Here is a 17,028-nt window from a genome sequence, read left to right on the forward strand (position 1 = left end):
TTCGATGTTTATGATGCAACGCAAAAAACTGTTGATTCTCCTGCTGGGCATGAGCGCGATGCTGGTCGTCGCGCAGCCCGAATATGATTTGCCGAAGCTCGAGGCGCTGGCCATGGAGTCCAGTCGTTCCGTGCTGGCAGCCCGTGAGCAGATTACGGCGGCCCGCTATGCCGTTGAAAGTGCGGGCGCCTTTCCCAACCCGGAACTGGAATATCTTGGCGGCACCGTACGTTCCCGCGGGGTGGGCGGCAATCTTGGCGATGCACGAAGCGTTGCGCTGACTCAGCCTCTGGACATGCCGTGGCGCCGTTCCTCCCGGATTGGCGCGGCCGAGGCGGGGCTGGCGGCGACCAGTGCGGCCGTGCGTGCCTTCGAGGCTGATTCGCTGGCCCGTCTTCGTCTGCGCTATTTCGAAGTTTTGCGCCGCGATGCCGAGCTGAAGAATGCCCGTGAAGACATGAGCTTGATGGAGAGTGTGCGCTCACGTATCGCCCTGCGGGTCGAAACCGGCGAAGCACCGCGCTTCGAGTTGATCAAGGCCGATGCCGAAGCCCTCAACGCCCAGAAAACCGCTCAGGCTGCGGGATTCCGGGTTGAGCAGGCGCGTTTTCTGCTGCGCCAGGCTGTCGGCGCCGCCTTGCCGGCTGACTTCGGCTTGCAGGGGCGCCTGCGTGACGTGCCGGAAGTGCCGCCGCTGGATGGGCTGCGCAAGCAGCTGAGCGAAACGAGCCCGGATTTGGCGCGGGTACGCGCCGAAATGGTGCGTGCGCAGCACCAGCTTGATCTTGAAAAACGTCAGCGCTGGCCTAGCGTCGCGTTGAAAGCCAGCATGGATGAGGATCCGGAAACACGGGCCTCGAAAGTTGGCGTGGTTGTCTCGATACCCTTGTGGGACCGGCGTAGCGGCCCGGTCGGCGAAGCGGCGGCCCAATTGTCTCGGGCGCGCCACGAACTCGCGGCGCAGGAGTTTTCGCTGGCCCAGCAACTCGATGTCGCGGTCCAGCAATATGAAATTGCCCAGTCGCAGGTGACGGCGCTGGAGGGCGGCATCGTCCGGCAGGCCGAGGCGGCGCTGAAGGTTTCCGAGGCAGCTTATCGCTTTGGCGAACGCGGCTTTCTCGAAGTGCTCGATGCGCAACGGGTTTTCCGTGCGGCTCGTGCCGAATTGATTGCGGCGCGCTATGAACTGGCAGCGGCGTGGGTAGAAATTGAAAGATTGCGGGCGATTCCCGGAGAAACAAGAAAATGAAAAAAGCCCTGATTCTGGCTTTGTCCGCAGCACTTTTACTGGGCTGCAACAAGGATAACAACCCGGCCGCCGCTCGGCAGGCGCAGGACCCGACCATCGTTCAGCCGTCTCCGGAATTGCTGGCGCAGCTGAAACTGGCTGATCTCGAAAGGAGGGCGGTGGCTGAAACCCTGCGTGTGGCGGGGCGGATCGATTTCGACGAGCAGCGGCTGGCGCGCATCGGCGCCACGGTGACCGGTCGCGTCACCGAGATTGATGCCCTGCTCGGGCAAAGCGTCAAAAAGGGTGAAGTCCTGGCCCGCCTGAACAGCAGCGAATTGTCCAGCCAGCAGCTGGCCTATCTGAAAGCCCGGGCTCAGCTTGAACTGAACCGCCGCAACGCCGAGCGGGCCAAGGCCTTGTTCGATGCCGATGTGATCGGTGCTGCCGAGTTGCAACGGCGGGAAAGCGAGTTCCAGATTTCCGTGGCCGAATCCCGCGCTGCTGCCGACCAGCTTCAGTTGCTCGGCGTCAGCCGGGCCGCCATTGATCGTCTCGGCAAGCAGGGGGCGGTGGATTCCGTGACCCCGGTGACGGCAACAATGGATGGCGTGGTGGTCGAACGCAAGCTGGCCCAGGGACAGGTGGTGCAGCCAGCGGACGCTCTGTTCGTCGTTGCCGATCTATCGCGCCTGTGGGCCGTGGCCGAGGTGCCGGAGCAGCAGGTCAGCCAGGTCAAGACCGGGCAGACCGTCAGTATCGAAGTTCCAGCACTGGGCAATGAGAAACTCGCCGGCAAACTGATTTTTGTTGGGCAGACGATTGATCCGGAAACGCGCACGGTGCTCGTGCGCACTGAGCTGGATAATCGCGAGGGACGTCTCAAGCCGGCGATGCTGGCCTCCATGCTGATCGAGGCCAAGCCGGTGGAACGCCTGGTCGTGCCGGCCAGCGCCGTCGTCCGTGAAAATGATGAGGATCACGTATTTGTGGCCGAGGGCGATGGGGTTTTTCGTTTGCTCAAGGTCAAGCTCGGGCCGGAGCAGGGTGGCGTTCGGGTGCTGTTTTCAGGGCTCAAGGGCGGGGAGAAGCTGGTCGTCGACGGCGCTTTTCACCTGAACAATGAGCGTAATCGCAAGGAAATGGAGGGGTCGTGATCGAATCTCTCGTCCGTGGTGCGCTCAAGCAGCGCCTGGTCGTCGCGGTCATCGCGACGGTTCTCTTTTTCTTCGGGCTGGATGCAGCGCGCAAACTGTCGGTCGATGCCTTTCCCGACGTAACCAACGTCCAGGTTCAAATCGCGACCGAGGCCACTGGCCGTTCGCCGGAAGAGGTCGAACGCTTTGCCACCGTGCCGCTGGAGGTCGCGATGACCGGCCTGCCCGGGCTGGAAGAAATGCGCTCGCTGAACAAGCCCGGCCTGTCGCTGATCACGCTGGTTTTCAACGACAAGACCAACGTCTATTTCGCCCGCCAACTGGTCATGGAGCGCCTGCTCGAAGTCGGTTCGCGTCTGCCTGTCGGCATTACGCCGATTCTTGGGCCGGTGTCGACCGGTCTCGGCGAGGTTTATCAATACACGCTGGAACGGCCTGATGATGGCGACCGGACGCTGAGTGAAGAAGAGTTGATGAAGCGTCGCGTCGCCCAAGACTGGGTGGTGCGCCCCTTGCTGCGCTCGATTCCGGGGGTTGCCGAAATCAATTCGCAGGGTGGATTTGCCAAGCAGTATCAGGTGCTGGTCAATCCCGACAAGCTGCGCCATTTCGGGCTCAGTGTGGCTGACGTCTATCAGGCGGTTGGCCGCAACAACGCCAACGCCGGCGGCGGCGTCCTGCCGCAATACGCCGAGCAATACCTGATTCGCGGCGTCGGCCTGATCCGCGACCTGGAGGATTTGCGCGCCATCGTGCTCAAGGAAAAGGACGGCGTGCCGGTCTATGTGCGCGATGTGGCCGAGGTGCAGATCGGCCATGAGGTTCGCCAAGGCGCCGTGATCAAGAACGGGACGACCGAGGCGGTCGGCGGCGTGGTCATGATGATCGCCGGCGGCAACGCCAAGGAAGTGGTCAGCCGGGTCAAGGCGCGGGTCGAGGAGATCAACCGCAAGGGCATGCTGCCCGACGGCCTGAAGATCGCGCCGTATTACGACCGTTCGGAACTGGTCGATGCGGCGCTGTGGACGGTGACCAAGGTGCTGCTTGAGGGCGTCGCGCTGGTTGTCGTCGTGCTCTTCCTGTTCCTTGGTGACGTGCGTTCCTCGTTGATCGTGGTCGGTACGCTGGTACTGACGCCGCTGCTGACTTTCATGGCGATGAACAAGCTGGGCATTTCGGCCAACCTGATGTCGCTCGGCGGTTTGGCGATCGCCATCGGCCTGATGGTCGACGGCTCGGTGGTCGTCGTCGAAAACGCCTACCTGCAACTCGGGCGCCATGCCAAGAGCGGAGAGAGCCAGTTGCGGGTGATCCTGCGCGCCGTGGTCGAAGTCGCGACGCCGGTCATCTTCGGCGTTGGCATCATCATTCTCGTCTTCCTGCCGCTGATGACCTTGCAGGGCATGGAGGGCAAGATGTTCGCCCCGCTGGCCTACACCATCGCCATCGCGCTGGCCATTTCGCTGATTCTGTCGATGACGCTGACGCCGGTGATGTCGACCTACCTGCTCAAGCCGCCGGCCCACGATGGTGATCACGACACCAAGCTGATCGCCGCCATGAAGCGCCGCTACCTCAAGATGCTGCACTGGGCGCTGGGCAATGAGCGCAAGACGGTGATCCTGGCCGTTGGCGCCTTCATCCTGACCATCGGCACGCTGCCTTTCCTTGGCACTGCCTTTATTCCGGAAATGAAGGAAGGCTCGGTCGTGCCGGGTATCAACCGGGTGCCCAACATCTCGCTCGACGAGTCGATCAAGATGGAAATGGAGGCCATGCGTCTGGTCATGCAGGTGCCGGGCGTCAAGTCGGCGGTGTCCGGCGTTGGTCGCGGCGAATCGCCGGCCGACCCGCAGGGGCCGAATGAATCGACGCCGATCGTCAGCCTGAAGCCGCGCAGCGAGTGGCCATCCGGCTGGACGCAGGAGGATATTCAGGATGCCATGCGCGAGAAGCTGAAGGTCTTGCCGGGCGTGCAGGTGGTCATGGCCCAGCCGATTTCCGACCGCGTCGATGAAATGGTCACCGGCGTGCGCTCCGACATCGCGGTCAAGGTTTTTGGCGACGATCTCGATCAGTTGAAGAAGATTGCCGGGCAAATCGGCAAGGTCGCCCAGGCCTTGCAGGGCGCGCAGGATTTGCGCATCGAGCGGATCAGCGGCCAGCAGTACTTGTCGATCGAAGTGGATCGTCAGGCCATTGCCCGCCTCGGGATTAACGTTTCGGATGTCAATGATCTGCTGGAAACGGCCGTCGGTGGCAAGGTGGCGACCGAGATTTTCGAGGGCGAACGCCGCTTCCCGGGCGTGGTTCGCTTGCCCGAGCGTTTCCGCAATAACGTCGAGGCAATTTCCAACATCCTGATTACTTCGCCCAATGGTGCGCGGGCACGACTGGCCGATGTGGCCAAAATCAGTGTCATGGACGGCCCGGCACAGATTTCGCGCGAGTTGGGCAAGCGACGCATCGTCGTCGGCGTGAACGTCAAGGATCGCGACCTCGGCAGTTTCGTCGCCGAGTTGCAGCAGAAGGTGGACGGTCAGATCAAGTTGCCGGACGGCTATTACCTGGAGTGGGGCGGTCAGTTCCAGAACATGGAGCGGGCGCTCGGTCACCTGAAGATCATCATCCCGATCACCATCGCGGCGATTTTCTTCCTGCTCTTCCTGCTCTTCAATTCGCTGCGCTTCGCCACGCTGATCATTACCGTGCTGCCATTTGCCTCCATCGGCGGCATCATCGGCCTGTTCGTCAGCGGCGAATATCTGTCCGTGCCAGCCTCGGTGGGCTTCATTGCGCTGTGGGGCATCGCCGTGCTCAACGGCGTCGTTCTGGTGTCCTACATCCGCGGTCTGCGCGACCAGGGGCGCAGTGTGCGCGATGCGGTGGTCGAAGGCGCCACGCTGCGTTTCCGGCCGGTGATGATGACCGCGACGGTGGCCATGCTCGGCCTGATTCCCTTCCTGTTCTCCAGTGGGCCGGGCTCCGAGGTGCAGCGTCCGTTGGCCATTGTGGTCATTGGCGGCCTGATTACCTGCACCCTGCTGACGCTGCTGGTTTTACCCACGATTTACCGCTGGTTTGACGAAGACGAGGTTGAAGCATGAAAGAGATCAAGGCGGTCATTCGCCCCAATAAACTGGCGGTGTTGCGCGATGCGCTGGTGGCCTTGCCGGGCTTTCCCGGAATGACGGTGACCAAGGTTGAGGGCTGCAGCGCCCCCTCACGCCATGTGCCGGCGCGGACCAAAATCAAGGATGAGCTGACCGACTACACTTCCAAGGTGCGCGTCGAAATCGTCGCGCCCGACGAAGTGGCCGAGGCCGTCTTCATGCGCATTACTGAAGTGGCGCAGACCGGGCATTACGGTGACGGATTGGTCTGGATCACCGACGTCGAGAAGGTCGCTTTCATTTTCAAGACGACACCCGGGCCGGAGTAATTCCGAGAATGATCTATTACTTTAGTCAGATGTGGAGGATTTCACGGTAGGATTTGGCAGGTTTTCCTAGAATTCGACTTGTTCAAATGCCCTGAAGGGCCAAGGTCGTTCGGAATTACATGGAAAATCTGCATATCCCCGGCATTGGCGCCGCCCTGATGTCGCCAGCAGAGCTGCAGGAAGGCATCGCCAGCCTGTCGCGCGGGGTCTATTTCAAGGAAGCCTCGTTCGAGATGATGCTCAGCATCCTGACCGAATCGGCCGCCCAAATGTCCGGGGTCGAGCGCGTCAGCATCTGGGCGCTGACTGACGATCATCACGAACTCAGTTGCCTTGACCTCTACGAACGTGCCTCCGGTCAGCATAGCAAGGGGACGAGTATCGATGCCGGGCGCTATCCCGCCTATTTTCGCGCCCTGCGGGCCGGTACGACCATTGTGGTCGACGATGCCTTGATGCATCCGTTGACGGCCGAATTTGCCACCGACTATTTGCCGCGCTACCAGGTGACGGCGATGCTCGATACCCCGATTCACATTCGAGGTGAATTGCAAGGTGTACTGTGTCTCGAACAGGTTGCATCACGCCAGCCGTGGGCCTCGGCGCACCAGCTTTTTGCTCAGGCCGTGGCCAATCTGGTGACCCTGGCGCTGGTCGAATACGAGGCAGAAGAGGCGAAACGCGAGGCGCAAGTGGCCAGTGAGCGCCTGCGGGCAGTTTTCGATGCATCCAGGGACGCGCTTTTCCTGGCCGATGGCGATAGCGGCGAGATCCTTGATGTCAATCGCCAGGCCGAGGCTTTGCTTGGTCGGGCGCGCCATGAATTGCTTGGTCGGCATCAAGGCAGCCTGCATCCGCTCGAGCTCCAGAGAACGATGCTCGGGGAGTTTCGCCAGATGCTTGATGGCCGCCAGCCCTGGGCTTTGGCGAGCCAGATTCAACATAGCGATGGGCGGACGGTGCCGGTCGAGATTACCGCCGAGGTCGCCGACCTGAGCGATGGCCGGCGGCTCGCCTTGAGTATTTTTCGGCCAGTCTAGGCAGCATCTACGGCAGCAATTGCCGTGGCCAGGGTGTGCAGAAGCGTCTCGATTTTTTCCCGGCACTCGGGTGAGTCCAGTTCGGCGGCATTCTGGCCCACGAGCTCGGTCAATTGCCGGGCCAGATGCATGATGCCCCAGAGTTCCAGTTGTTCAGCCTGCTGGGCCAGTTTCATGGCTTCTGTGGTCAGCGCATAGGCGTCAGGCGGCAGTGCGGCCAGCGCATCGTGCATCAACTCGATCTGCTCGCGAGACTCATCGACAAACAGGCGGTCCAGTACGGCCGAGCGTTCGGCGTTGTCGGGTGCCGATGCCGTTGATTCCAGGCGCATCGAGAAATGATGGGCGCGGTCGGCAAAAGCGTCGTGCTCCAGGCCGTCCGCTTCGGTCAGGCATTCGATGGCGCCGGTGATGGCGGCGATCAGGCGCGGCGACGGGCTCGCATTTTCCAGGCGGTCGGCAGCGCTGGCCAGCGCCTCCCCCAATCGGAGGCAGTCGCTATCGGCCGTTTCAATGGCGATGGCGTAGAGGCTGAAGATGGCAGGCCGGATCTCTTCAGCGCCAGCACCGTGACGGTCTGACCACGCAGCCGTCAGGCGCTTTCCGGCAGCGACCCAGCGCTCATTCAGTTCCGCAGCGAAGCGTAACTGGCGGGGCTTGCTCACCCAGGGCAGGATGGCGGCAGTCGCTTCCAGTGTCGGAGCGAGCGCCGCCCGGGTTTCCTCGAGCTCTTCCTCGGGGATGTCCGCCATGAGAATGCTTATTGAGCCGCCAGCTTGGCGAAGGCCGAAACGACTTCCGGCGGCGCCTGAACCAGTTCGATCAACACGCCTTCGCCGCCGATCGGGAATTCTTCATTGCCCTTCGGGTGCAGGAAGGTGATGTCAAAGCCAGCGGCGCCCTTGCGAATGCCGCCAGGCGCGAAACGCACGCCATTGGCCGACAGCCATTCGACGGCCTTCGGCAAATCATCGATCCACAGGCCGACGTGGTTGAGCGGCGTCGTATGTACAGCCGGCTTCTTTTCCGGATCCAGCGGCTGCATCAGGTCGACTTCCACCTTGAACGGGCCGCTGCCCATGGCACAGATGTCTTCGTCGACGTTCTCGCGTTCGGAAACGAAGGTGCTGGTGATTTCCAGGCCGAATTTCTCGACCCACAGCGTGCGCAATTTTTCCTTGGAGGGGCCGCCGATGGCGATTTGCTGGATGCCGAGAACCTTGAACGGACGTGTCATGACTGGATTCCTGTCTTGGGTTAGATAACGTAATCCATAATTATAGAGGCTTCTTCCGGTAGGCAAATACCACCAGCGCCACCCCGGCCAGGATCATCGGCAACGACAGCCACTGGCCCATGCTGATCGTGTAGGACTGCCCGAAAATGCCGTGATCCGGCTCCCGGAAAAACTCGGTAATGAAACGGAAGGCGCCGTAACCGATCAGGAACACGCCCGAGGCGGCAGCGCGGGGGCGCGGCTTGGCAGTGAATAGCCAGAGGATGATGAACAGCGACAAACCTTCCAGCCCGACGTGATAGAGCTGGGAAGGGTGGCGCGGCGCCATGTCGCCGGATTGTGGAAAGATCATTGCCCACGGCAGGCTGGCTTCGGCGACCCGGCCCCAGAGCTCGCCGTTGATGAAATTCCCGACTCGTCCGGCCGCCAGACCGAGTGGCACCAGCGGCGCAATGAAATCCGTCACATCGAACCAGTTCAGGCTGAGTTTTCGGCCCCACAGGCCGATTGCCAGCAGTACGCCAATGAAGCCGCCATGGAAGCTCATGCCGCCTTTCCAGACGGCGAATATTTCCAGTGGATTGGCCAGGAAATACGTCGGTTCGTAGAACAGAACCTGCCCAAGTCGTCCGCCAATGATCACACCGAGCATGCCGTAAAAAAGCAGGTCATCCAGTTGTTCGATGCTCAGCAAGCCTGGCCGGGTTTTGATCCGGTAACGCCCGAGCAAAATAAACTGAACGAAGGCGACCAGATACATCAAACCGTACCAGCGCACCGAGAGCGGGCCGACAGAGAAAGCGACGGGATCGAACTGTGGGTGAAGAAGCATCGAAGGCGCAGAGTGGGCTAGAATTAGCCGATTATAGTTCGCGCGCCATGACAAGACATCGGCGCCAGATTCAGACGGAGAGAGAGTCATGCCGCAATACCGTTCCCGCACCTCCACCCACGGCCGCAACATGGCCGGTGCCCGCTCCCTGTGGCGCGCCACAGGCATGAAGGATGGCGACTTCGGCAAGCCGATCATCGCCGTGGTCAACAGCTTTACCCAGTTCGTGCCCGGCCACGTTCACCTCAAGGACATGGGTCAGCTGGTGGCGCGCGAGATCGAGGCAGCCGGCGGCGTTGCCAAGGAATTCAACACCATCGCCATCGACGACGGCATCGCCATGGGCCACAGCGGCATGCTGTACTCGCTGCCCAGCCGCGACCTGATCGCCGACTCGGTCGAATACATGGTCAACGCCCACTGTGCCGACGCCATGGTCTGCATCTCCAACTGCGACAAGATCACCCCGGGTATGCTGATGGCCGCCATGCGCCTCAACATCCCGGTCATCTTCGTTTCAGGCGGCCCGATGGAAGCCGGCAAAGTCAAGCTGCAGGATCAGGTGATCCATCTCGATCTGGTCGATGCCATGGTCAAGGCCGCCGACCACACCGTCTCACAAGCCGACCTCGACGAAATCGAACGTTCAGCCTGCCCGACCTGTGGTTCCTGTTCCGGCATGTTTACCGCCAACTCGATGAACTGCCTGACTGAAGCCTTCGGCCTCAGCCTGCCCGGCAACGGTACCGTGGTCGCCACTCACGCCGATCGCAAGCAGCTCTTTCTGCGTGCCGGCCGTCAGATCGTCGAGCTGTGCAAGCGCTACTACGAGCAGGACGACACCTCGGTGCTGCCACGCTCGATCGCCACCAAGGCCGCCTTCGAAAATGCCATGACCCTCGATGTTGCGATGGGTGGTTCGACCAACACCGTGCTCCATATCCTGGCCACGGCACAGGAGGCGGGCGTCGATTTCACCATGGCCGATATCGACCGTATTTCACGTTCGGTACCCTGTCTGTGCAAAGTCGCCCCGATGACCGACAAATATCACATCGAAGACGTCCATCGTGCCGGCGGCATCATGGGCATCCTCGGCGAACTCGACCGGGCTGGCCTGATCAATCGTGACGTGCCGAACGTCTATGCGAAAAACCTCGGCGAAGCGATTGATCGTTGGGATGTGGTACGCGAGCACGACGTCAAGGTGCACGAGTTTTTCAAGGCCGCGCCCGGTGGCGTGCCGACCCAGGTCGCCTTCTCGCAGGATCGTCGCTTCAACGAACTGGATCTTGATCGGACCCACGGCTGTATCCGCAACAAGGCCAATGCCTTCTCGCAGGAAGGCGGCCTGGCCGTGCTCTACGGCAACATTGCGCTGGATGGCTGCATCGTCAAAACGGCCGGTGTCGACGAGTCGATCTGGAAATTCAGCGGCCGTGCCCGCGTCTTCGAAAGTCAGGACACGGCGGTCGAAGCCATCCTGGGCGAAAAAATCGTCGCTGGTGACGTTGTCGTCATTCGCTATGAAGGCCCGAAGGGTGGTCCCGGCATGCAGGAAATGCTCTACCCGACGTCCTATCTGAAGTCGATGGGTCTCGGCAAGGCCTGTGCGCTGCTCACCGATGGCCGCTTCTCCGGCGGCACCTCCGGGCTTTCCATTGGCCATGCCTCGCCCGAAGCGGCCGACGGCGGCGCCATCGGTCTGGTGGAAGAGGGTGACACCATCGAAATCGACATCCCGGCTCGTCGCATCCATTTGGCCATCACCGATGGCGAGCTGGCCCAGCGTCGCGCTGCGATGGAAGCCAAGGGCGAAGCCGCCTGGCAACCGGTCAGTCGCGAGCGCAAGGTTTCCGCCGCTCTGCAAGCCTATGCCCTGATGGCTACCTCGGCCGACAAGGGAGCCGTGCGGGACGTTAAGCAGATTCAGCGCCGCAAGTGACACTGACTGTCTGGCTCGGGTTTCTGGCGGCATCGCTACTGATCGCTGTCACGCCCGGGCCGGGTGCGGTGATCAGCATGAGCACCGGCATGCGGCATGGTTACTGGGCGGCATTGACCGCAATCCTGGGGCTGCAGGCAGCGATTCTTCTGCATCTGCTAATCGTTGCCTTGGGTCTTGGCGCCTTGCTGGCGGCTTCGGAGGTGGGATTCACGCTGGTCAAGTTTCTCGGGGCGGCCTATCTGGTCTGGCTTGGCATCCAGAAGTGGCGGGCGCCAATCGTTCCAGTTGATGCGAATGTTCCTCCGGTCCGCCGCAAGGGGCTTTTCCTGCAGGGTGTGCTGGTCAATCTGACCAACCCGAAGGCAATCATATTCATCGGGGCGCTGGTGCCCCAGTTCGTCAATCCGGCGATGCCGCAGATTCCACAGTATCTGCTGATTGCCGTGACGCTCTGTCTGACAGATCTTTTGGTGATGTCAGGCTACGCCCTTGCTGCATCGCGTCTGGGTCACTGGTTGCATGATCCGCTAGCCATTCGCCTGCAGAATCGTGCTTTCGGGGGGCTTTTCGTATCGGCTGGGGCGCTGTTGGCTATCTCATCGCGGCCTTCATAAGCTTTTGCTGTCAACTGAGCTTTCATTTTGCGCGTTAAGTAGTGTGCGGATGCGAAAGACCAGACTTGCCGTTCTCCTTGTTTGCAAGGGACAGAAAAGGGTTTTATCATCCTCAACTGATTTACCTTCCAACTCGAAGAACGGAGCAAGAGAATGAAAGCTGTTTATGTTGCCATGATGGCTGCTGGTGTTGTGATGGCTGGTCAAGTCCAGGCCGACGAAGCGCTGGCCAAGGCCAAGAACTGCATGTCCTGCCATGCCGTGGACAAGAAGCTGGTTGGTCCGGCTTACAAGGAAGTAGCCGCCAAGTACAAGGGCGATGCCAAGGCACCGGCCATGCTGGCTACCAAGGTCAAGGCTGGCGGTAAAGGCACCTGGGGTCAGATTCCGATGCCCCCCAACAACGTTACCGAAGACGAAGCCAAGAAGCTGGTTGCCTGGGTTCTCGCCCAGAAGTAATTCAAGCTTCGAAAGCGCAAAAGCCGGCTATATGCCGGCTTTTCTGTTTTTAGGTGTTGACAGGTCTATGTCGCGTCCGGATAATCTCGGGTTCTTCCGGAGGGGTACCCAAGCGGTCAACGGGAACAGACTGTAAATCTGTCGGCTCTGCCTTCGAAGGTTCGAATCCTTCCCCCTCCACCAGATTGAATGCTGTAGCAGCCTGTGATGCGGGCGTAATAAGCGGGTGTAGCTCAATGGTAGAGCTGAAGCCTTCCAAGCTTAAGACGAGGGTTCGATTCCCTTCACCCGCTCCAAGATGCAGTACGGCTGGAGTTTTAAGGTAGGCCCATGTGGCTCAGTGGTAGAGCACTCCCTTGGTAAGGGAGAGGTCGGCAGTTCGATCCTGCCCATGGGCACCACCGATTAGCTTGGATTCTGGATTTTTTACTTTATTTGATTATTGAGGAACTGGAATGGCTAAGGAAAAATTCGCGCGTACGAAACCGCACGTAAACGTTGGTACGATTGGTCACGTTGACCACGGCAAGACGACGCTGACGGCTGCGATCACCACGGTGCTGTCCGCCAAGTTCGGTGGTGCTGCCAAGAAATATGACGAAATCGACGCTGCGCCGGAAGAAAAGGCCCGCGGTATCACGATTAATACTGCTCACGTCGAATACGAAACCGCCAACCGTCACTACGCCCACGTTGACTGCCCGGGTCACGCTGACTACGTCAAGAACATGATTACCGGTGCTGCCCAGATGGACGGCGCCATCCTCGTCTGTTCCGCTGCTGACGGCCCGATGCCGCAAACCCGCGAACACATCCTGCTCGCCCGTCAAGTTGGCGTGCCGTACGTGCTCGTGTTCATGAACAAGTGCGACATGGTTGACGACGCCGAACTGCTCGAACTGGTCGAAATGGAACTGCGCGAGCTGCTCTCCAAGTACGACTTCCCGGGCGACGACACCCCGATCATTCACGGCTCCGCCTTGAAGGCCCTCGAAGGCGACCAATCCGAAATCGGCGAACCGTCGATCTTCCGTCTGGCAGATGCCCTGGACACCTACATCCCTGATCCTGAGCGTGCCATCGATCAGCCGTTCCTGATGCCGGTTGAAGACGTCTTCTCCATCTCTGGTCGCGGTACCGTCGTGACCGGTCGTGTTGAGCGTGGCATCGTCAAGGTTGGCGAAGAAATCGAAATCGTCGGCATCCGCCCGACCGTCAAGACCATCTGTACCGGTGTTGAAATGTTCCGCAAGCTGCTCGACCAAGGTCAGGCTGGCGACAACATTGGCGCCCTGCTACGTGGTACCAAGCGTGAAGACGTCGAGCGTGGCCAGGTGCTGTGCAAGCCGGGTTCTGTCAAGCCGCATACCCACTTCACCTCCGAAGTGTACATCCTGTCCAAGGATGAAGGCGGCCGTCACACCCCGTTCTTCAATGGTTACCGTCCGCAGTTCTACTTCCGCACGACCGACGTCACTGGCTCCATCGAACTGCCGGAAGGCACCGAAATGGTCATGCCGGGCGACAACATCGCCATGACGATCAAGCTGATTGCACCGATCGCCATGGAAGAAGGTCTGCGCTTCGCCATCCGTGAAGGCGGTCGTACCGTCGGCGCCGGCGTCGTCGCCAAGATCATCGAGTAATCGATAATCTTTCGGTAATTGAGGCGCTTCGGGAAACCGAAGCGCTTTGATGTTTCTGCAGCAGGGGTGTAGCTCAATTGGTAGAGCAACGGTTTCCAAAACCGTAGGTCGGGGGTTCGATTCCCTCCGCCCCTGCCACTCTCTTTAAAGATCGCGAACGTAATGGCTGACAAGATCAAGTTTGCGCTGGCGCTGATTATTCTGGCGGCTGGTGTGGCTGGCTTCTACCTGCTCTCCGAGCAGGCAATGATTTTGCGCGTCCTGGCGGTCCTCGTTGGTTTGGCGCTGGCAATTGCAGTGGCTTGGAAGACGGAGCCGGGTCAGCGCTTTTTCCTGTTTGGTAATGAGGCGGTGGTCGAGGCCAAGAAAGTTGTTTGGCCGACTCGCAAGGAAACCATGCAAACCACGGGCGCGGTATTCGCCTTTGTCGTGGTCATGGCAATTTTCCTGTATCTGACTGACAAGAGCCTTGAAGTGGTTCTTTACGACTGGGTGCTGGGCTGGAAGAAATCATGAGCAAACGCTGGTACGTCGTACATGCCTACTCCGGCTTCGAAAAAAGTGTAATGCGCGCCATTCAGGAGCGCATTACCCGTTTGGGTATGGAAGAAAAGTTTGGCCGGATTCTGGTGCCGGTTGAAGAAGTCGTCGAAATGAAGGGTGGTCAGAAATCGATTTCTGAGCGCAAATTCTTCCCTGGCTACGTCCTCTGCGAAATGGAGATGGACGACGATTCATGGCACTTGGTCAAGAACACGCCGAAAGTCACTGGTTTTGTTGGTGGCACCGCGACCAAGCCAACACCGATTTCCGAAAAGGAAGTTGAGAAGATCATGCAGCAAATGCAGGAGGGTGTTGAGAAGCCTCGTCCGAAAGTGCTGTTTGAGGTTGGCGAAGTGGTTCGTGTCAAGGAAGGTCCGTTTACCGACTTCCATGGCTCGGTCGAAGACGTCAATTACGAAAAGAATCGCCTGCGCGTTTCGGTGACCATCTTTGGTCGCGCTACGCCGGTTGAGCTGGAGTTCGCCCAGGTCGAAAAGGCCTGATCAGGTTTTTTGGGTTCGCCGAAAGCCCCGATTTCGGCAAGAGGAGCGTCAGTAGCTGGTGATTTTTTCGGCCAACGCGCGTTACGACTCATTTATTAGGAGCAAATTATGGCCAAGAAAATTATTGGCTACATCAAGCTGCAAGTGCCTGCTGGCAAAGCAAACCCGTCGCCCCCGATCGGCCCAGCCCTCGGTCAGCGCGGTCTGAACATCATGGAATTCTGCAAGGCCTTCAATGCCCAGACTCAAGGCGTTGAACCGGGTCTGCCGATTCCTGTCGTAATTACCGCCTTTGCGGACAAGTCTTTCACCTTCGTGATGAAGACCCCGCCGGCCACCATCCTGATCAAGAAGGCTGCTGGTATCAAGTCCGGTTCGGCCAAGCCGCACACCGACAAGGTTGGCAAGATCACCCGCGCCCAGTGCGAAGAAATCGCCAAGACCAAGTCGCCTGACTTGACCGCCGCCGATATGGAAGCAGCAATTCGCACCATCGCCGGCTCCGCCCGTTCGATGGGTATCACGGTAGAGGGTCTGTAATCATGGCTAAGTTCACGAAAAAGCAAAAAGCCCTTGCCAGCAAGGTTGTCGCGCAGAAGTTGTATCCGCTGCAAGAGGCGCTGACCCTGGCCAAGGAAACGGCAATCGCCAAGTTCGACGAATCGATCGATGTCGCAGTCAACCTCGGTGTTGACGCACGTAAGTCGGATCAGGTCGTTCGCGGTTCCGTCGTTCTGCCGGCTGGTACCGGTAAGTCGGTTCGCGTTGCCGTCTTCGCTCAGGGCGAAAAGGCTGAGGCTGCCAAGGCAGCCGGCGCTGAAGTCGTCGGTTTCGACGATCTGGCTGCTGAAGTCAAAGCTGGTAACCTGAATTTCGATGTCGTCATCGCCACCCCGGATGCCATGAAGGTGGTTGGTCAGCTCGGCCAGATCCTCGGCCCCCGCGGCCTGATGCCGAATCCGAAGGTTGGTACCGTGACCATGGACGTTGTCACTGCAGTGAAGAACGCCAAGGCTGGTCAGGTGCAGTACCGCACTGACAAGGCCGGCATCATTCACGCCACGATCGGCCGTGCTTCCTTCTCCGTTGAGAGCCTGGAAAGCAACCTGAAGGCATTGATCGATGCGCTGAGCAAGGCCAAGCCTGCTTCGTCCAAAGGTCAGTACCTGAAGAAGATCGCAGTTTCTGCCACGATGGGCCCCGGCGTTCGCGTCGACCAGTCCACGGTGGTGGGTTAATAGAACTTTGGGCCGTTGGTGGTCACTTCGGTGGCTGCCGGCGGATCGTCAAAGACCGCAGGTGTTTCGGCAACGGAACTTAATCGCGTAAGTAGCCTGCGCAGACGGTGTCCCCGAACAAGATTTCTAGTCGTCCGCAATGGATGGCTTAACTTCTGGTTCAGGTCGCCGTAGGTGCGGCGGGAATTTTCCCGTCGTGTTATGACTTGAAAGGAGGAAGGACCCGTGGGTCTCAATCTGAACGACAAAAAAGCGGTTGTAGCTGAGGTGTCGGCACAAGTGGCCAACGCACAGACCATCGTGATTGCCGAATATCGTGGCATCGAGGTTACTGACCTCACCGTGCTGCGCAAGAAGGCGCGCGAGTCTGGTGTGTATCTGCGTGTGTTGAAGAACACTTTGGTGCGTCGCGCGGTCGCGGACACTGCGTTCGCTGGCCTGTCTGACCACATGGTCGGACCGTTGATTTATAGCGTCTCCGCTGATCCGGTGGCTGCCGCGAAGGTTCTCAGTGACTTCGCCAAAACCAACGACAAATTGGTGCTCAAGGCCGGTTCATATGCCGGCAAGGTGCTCGACAAAGCTGGTGTGCAGGCGCTTGCCTCCGTACCGAGCCGCGAAGAGCTGCTCTCCAAGCTGCTGTACGTCATGCAAGCTCCGGTTGCCGGCTTCGTCCGCGGCCTGGCTGCCCTGGCTGCACAGCGCGAAGAAGCTGCCGCTTGATCCTCACCGCATACGAACTGATTTAGGAGTTTATTGAAATGGCAATTAGCAAAGAAGACATCCTGGAAGCCGTAGGCTCCCTGACCGTTATGGAACTGAATGACCTGGTCAAGGCATTCGAAGAGAAGTTTGGCGTTTCCGCCGCTGCCGTCGCCGTTGCTGGCCCGGCTGGTGCTGGTGCCGCCGCTGCTGAAGAGCAGACCGAATTCACCGTCATGCTGACCGGTGCTGGTGATAAGAAGGTTGAAGTCATCAAGGTCGTTCGTGCAGCTACCGGTCTGGGCCTCAAGGAAGCCAAGGATCTGGTTGATGGCGCTCCGAAGGCCGTCAAGGAAGCTATTTCCAAGGCTGATGCAGAAGCCCTCAAGAAGTTGCTTGAAGACGCAGGCGCCAAGGTCGAAGTCAAGTAATCGACTTT

General features: G+C 59.6%; 18 protein-coding genes and 4 tRNA genes. 19 read left to right on the top strand and 3 right to left on the bottom strand.

The window, feature by feature from the left end; genetic code table 11:
* Window positions 1-31: 31 nt before the first annotated feature.
* From KI617_RS01545 to KI617_RS01565, 5 genes are all read left to right on the top strand, one after another.
* On the top strand, window positions 32-1,249 hold the full coding sequence (locus KI617_RS01545) for a TolC family protein (RefSeq protein ID WP_226450022.1): 1,218 nt from the start codon (window positions 32-34) through the stop codon (window positions 1,247-1,249).
* Complete coding sequence (locus KI617_RS01550) at window positions 1,246-2,385, top strand: efflux RND transporter periplasmic adaptor subunit (RefSeq protein ID WP_226450024.1); 1,140 nt, start codon at window positions 1,246-1,248, stop codon at window positions 2,383-2,385. Before KI617_RS01545 ends, KI617_RS01550 begins: the two co-directional genes overlap by 4 nt.
* Window positions 2,382-5,492: an efflux RND transporter permease subunit gene (locus KI617_RS01555; protein WP_226450026.1), complete on the top strand. Its 3,111-nt coding sequence runs from the start codon at window positions 2,382-2,384 to the stop codon at window positions 5,490-5,492. Before KI617_RS01550 ends, KI617_RS01555 begins: the two co-directional genes overlap by 4 nt.
* Window positions 5,489-5,827 (top strand): P-II family nitrogen regulator, encoded by a 339-nt coding sequence (locus KI617_RS01560; RefSeq protein ID WP_226450028.1) that lies wholly within the window; start codon window positions 5,489-5,491, stop codon window positions 5,825-5,827. Before KI617_RS01555 ends, KI617_RS01560 begins: the two co-directional genes overlap by 4 nt.
* A 119-nt stretch (window positions 5,828-5,946) precedes the next feature.
* Entirely contained in the window at window positions 5,947-6,867 is a 921-nt protein-coding gene (locus tag KI617_RS01565; protein ID WP_226450030.1) for a GAF domain-containing protein, read from the top strand.
* Here KI617_RS01565 and KI617_RS01570 read toward each other — a convergent pair.
* From KI617_RS01570 to lgt, 3 genes are read right to left on the bottom strand one after another with little or no spacing between them, the layout of a single operon-like run.
* On the bottom strand, window positions 6,864-7,619 hold the full coding sequence (locus KI617_RS01570; RefSeq protein WP_226450032.1) for a hypothetical protein: 756 nt from the start codon (window positions 7,617-7,619) through the stop codon (window positions 6,864-6,866). The two genes, KI617_RS01565 and KI617_RS01570, sit on opposite strands and share 4 nt — an antisense overlap.
* A gap of 8 nt (window positions 7,620-7,627) precedes the next feature.
* Window positions 7,628-8,104, bottom strand: a complete 477-nt coding sequence (locus tag KI617_RS01575; protein WP_117607629.1) for a VOC family protein — start codon at window positions 8,102-8,104, stop codon at window positions 7,628-7,630.
* A 40-nt stretch (window positions 8,105-8,144) separates the two neighbouring features.
* A complete protein-coding gene (lgt, locus tag KI617_RS01580; RefSeq protein ID WP_226450034.1) occupies window positions 8,145-8,936 on the bottom strand; it encodes a prolipoprotein diacylglyceryl transferase in 792 nt (263 codons plus the stop codon).
* A gap of 88 nt (window positions 8,937-9,024) precedes the next feature.
* Here lgt and ilvD point away from each other — a divergent pair, with 88 nt between their 5' ends.
* The 14 genes from ilvD (at window position 9,025) to rplL (ending at window position 17,020) form a co-directional block, all read left to right on the top strand.
* A complete protein-coding gene (gene ilvD, locus KI617_RS01585; RefSeq protein WP_226450036.1) occupies window positions 9,025-10,881 on the top strand; it encodes a dihydroxy-acid dehydratase in 1,857 nt (618 codons plus the stop codon).
* Complete coding sequence (rhtB, locus tag KI617_RS01590; protein WP_226450038.1) at window positions 10,878-11,498, top strand: homoserine/homoserine lactone efflux protein; 621 nt, start codon at window positions 10,878-10,880, stop codon at window positions 11,496-11,498. The genes ilvD and rhtB overlap by 4 nt, the downstream gene beginning before the upstream one ends.
* A gap of 153 nt (window positions 11,499-11,651) precedes the next feature.
* The gene (locus tag KI617_RS01595; protein ID WP_226450040.1) at window positions 11,652-11,957 is read left to right on the top strand and encodes a c-type cytochrome; all 306 of its coding nucleotides are present in this window, start codon (window positions 11,652-11,654) and stop codon (window positions 11,955-11,957) included.
* A gap of 98 nt (window positions 11,958-12,055) precedes the next feature.
* A tRNA-Tyr gene (locus tag KI617_RS01600) sits at window positions 12,056-12,140 on the top strand.
* Between the two features lie 39 nt (window positions 12,141-12,179).
* A tRNA-Gly gene (locus tag KI617_RS01605) sits at window positions 12,180-12,253 on the top strand.
* Window positions 12,254-12,283: 30 nt separating this feature from the next.
* Window positions 12,284-12,358 (top strand) — tRNA-Thr (locus tag KI617_RS01610).
* A 54-nt stretch (window positions 12,359-12,412) separates the two neighbouring features.
* On the top strand, window positions 12,413-13,603 hold the full coding sequence (gene tuf / locus KI617_RS01615; RefSeq protein ID WP_226450042.1) for an elongation factor Tu: 1,191 nt from the start codon (window positions 12,413-12,415) through the stop codon (window positions 13,601-13,603).
* 62 nt (window positions 13,604-13,665) lie between these two features.
* Window positions 13,666-13,741 (top strand) — tRNA-Trp (locus KI617_RS01620).
* A gap of 24 nt (window positions 13,742-13,765) precedes the next feature.
* Window positions 13,766-14,119: a preprotein translocase subunit SecE gene (gene secE, locus KI617_RS01625; protein WP_226450044.1), complete on the top strand. Its 354-nt coding sequence runs from the start codon at window positions 13,766-13,768 to the stop codon at window positions 14,117-14,119.
* The gene (gene nusG / locus KI617_RS01630) at window positions 14,116-14,649 is read left to right on the top strand and encodes a transcription termination/antitermination protein NusG (protein WP_226450046.1); all 534 of its coding nucleotides are present in this window, start codon (window positions 14,116-14,118) and stop codon (window positions 14,647-14,649) included. Before secE ends, nusG begins: the two co-directional genes overlap by 4 nt.
* Window positions 14,650-14,757: 108 nt before the next feature.
* A complete protein-coding gene (rplK, locus tag KI617_RS01635; protein ID WP_011286077.1) occupies window positions 14,758-15,189 on the top strand; it encodes a 50S ribosomal protein L11 in 432 nt (143 codons plus the stop codon).
* A 2-nt stretch (window positions 15,190-15,191) separates the two neighbouring features.
* Window positions 15,192-15,887: a 50S ribosomal protein L1 gene (rplA, locus tag KI617_RS01640; RefSeq protein ID WP_226450048.1), complete on the top strand. Its 696-nt coding sequence runs from the start codon at window positions 15,192-15,194 to the stop codon at window positions 15,885-15,887.
* 225 nt (window positions 15,888-16,112) lie between these two features.
* A complete protein-coding gene (rplJ, locus tag KI617_RS01645; RefSeq protein ID WP_226450050.1) occupies window positions 16,113-16,610 on the top strand; it encodes a 50S ribosomal protein L10 in 498 nt (165 codons plus the stop codon).
* 38 nt (window positions 16,611-16,648) lie between these two features.
* The gene (gene rplL / locus KI617_RS01650) at window positions 16,649-17,020 is read left to right on the top strand and encodes a 50S ribosomal protein L7/L12 (RefSeq protein ID WP_226450052.1); all 372 of its coding nucleotides are present in this window, start codon (window positions 16,649-16,651) and stop codon (window positions 17,018-17,020) included.
* The last annotated feature ends 8 nt before the right edge of the window (window positions 17,021-17,028 follow it).

The sequence above is a fragment of the Ferribacterium limneticum genome (assembly GCF_020510625.1).
Taxonomy (GTDB): Bacteria; Pseudomonadota; Gammaproteobacteria; order Burkholderiales; family Rhodocyclaceae; genus Azonexus; species Azonexus limneticus_A.

Coding starts and splice junctions, on each gene's coding strand:
- KI617_RS01560 (WP_226450028.1), top strand. CDS start 5,489: ATGAAAGAGATCAAGGCGGTCATTCGCCCCAATAAACTGGCGGTGTTG.
- rplL (WP_226450052.1), top strand. CDS start 16,649: ATGGCAATTAGCAAAGAAGACATCCTGGAAGCCGTAGGCTCCCTGACC.
- rplA (WP_226450048.1), top strand. CDS start 15,192: ATGGCTAAGTTCACGAAAAAGCAAAAAGCCCTTGCCAGCAAGGTTGTC.
- KI617_RS01575 (WP_117607629.1), bottom strand. CDS start 8,104: ATGACACGTCCGTTCAAGGTTCTCGGCATCCAGCAAATCGCCATCGGC.
- rplK (WP_011286077.1), top strand. CDS start 14,758: ATGGCCAAGAAAATTATTGGCTACATCAAGCTGCAAGTGCCTGCTGGC.
- lgt (WP_226450034.1), bottom strand. CDS start 8,936: ATGCTTCTTCACCCACAGTTCGATCCCGTCGCTTTCTCTGTCGGCCCG.
- KI617_RS01550 (WP_226450024.1), top strand. CDS start 1,246: ATGAAAAAAGCCCTGATTCTGGCTTTGTCCGCAGCACTTTTACTGGGC.
- KI617_RS01595 (WP_226450040.1), top strand. CDS start 11,652: ATGAAAGCTGTTTATGTTGCCATGATGGCTGCTGGTGTTGTGATGGCT.
- KI617_RS01570 (WP_226450032.1), bottom strand. CDS start 7,619: ATGGCGGACATCCCCGAGGAAGAGCTCGAGGAAACCCGGGCGGCGCTC.
- KI617_RS01565 (WP_226450030.1), top strand. CDS start 5,947: ATGGAAAATCTGCATATCCCCGGCATTGGCGCCGCCCTGATGTCGCCA.
- secE (WP_226450044.1), top strand. CDS start 13,766: ATGGCTGACAAGATCAAGTTTGCGCTGGCGCTGATTATTCTGGCGGCT.
- nusG (WP_226450046.1), top strand. CDS start 14,116: ATGAGCAAACGCTGGTACGTCGTACATGCCTACTCCGGCTTCGAAAAA.
- tuf (WP_226450042.1), top strand. CDS start 12,413: ATGGCTAAGGAAAAATTCGCGCGTACGAAACCGCACGTAAACGTTGGT.
- ilvD (WP_226450036.1), top strand. CDS start 9,025: ATGCCGCAATACCGTTCCCGCACCTCCACCCACGGCCGCAACATGGCC.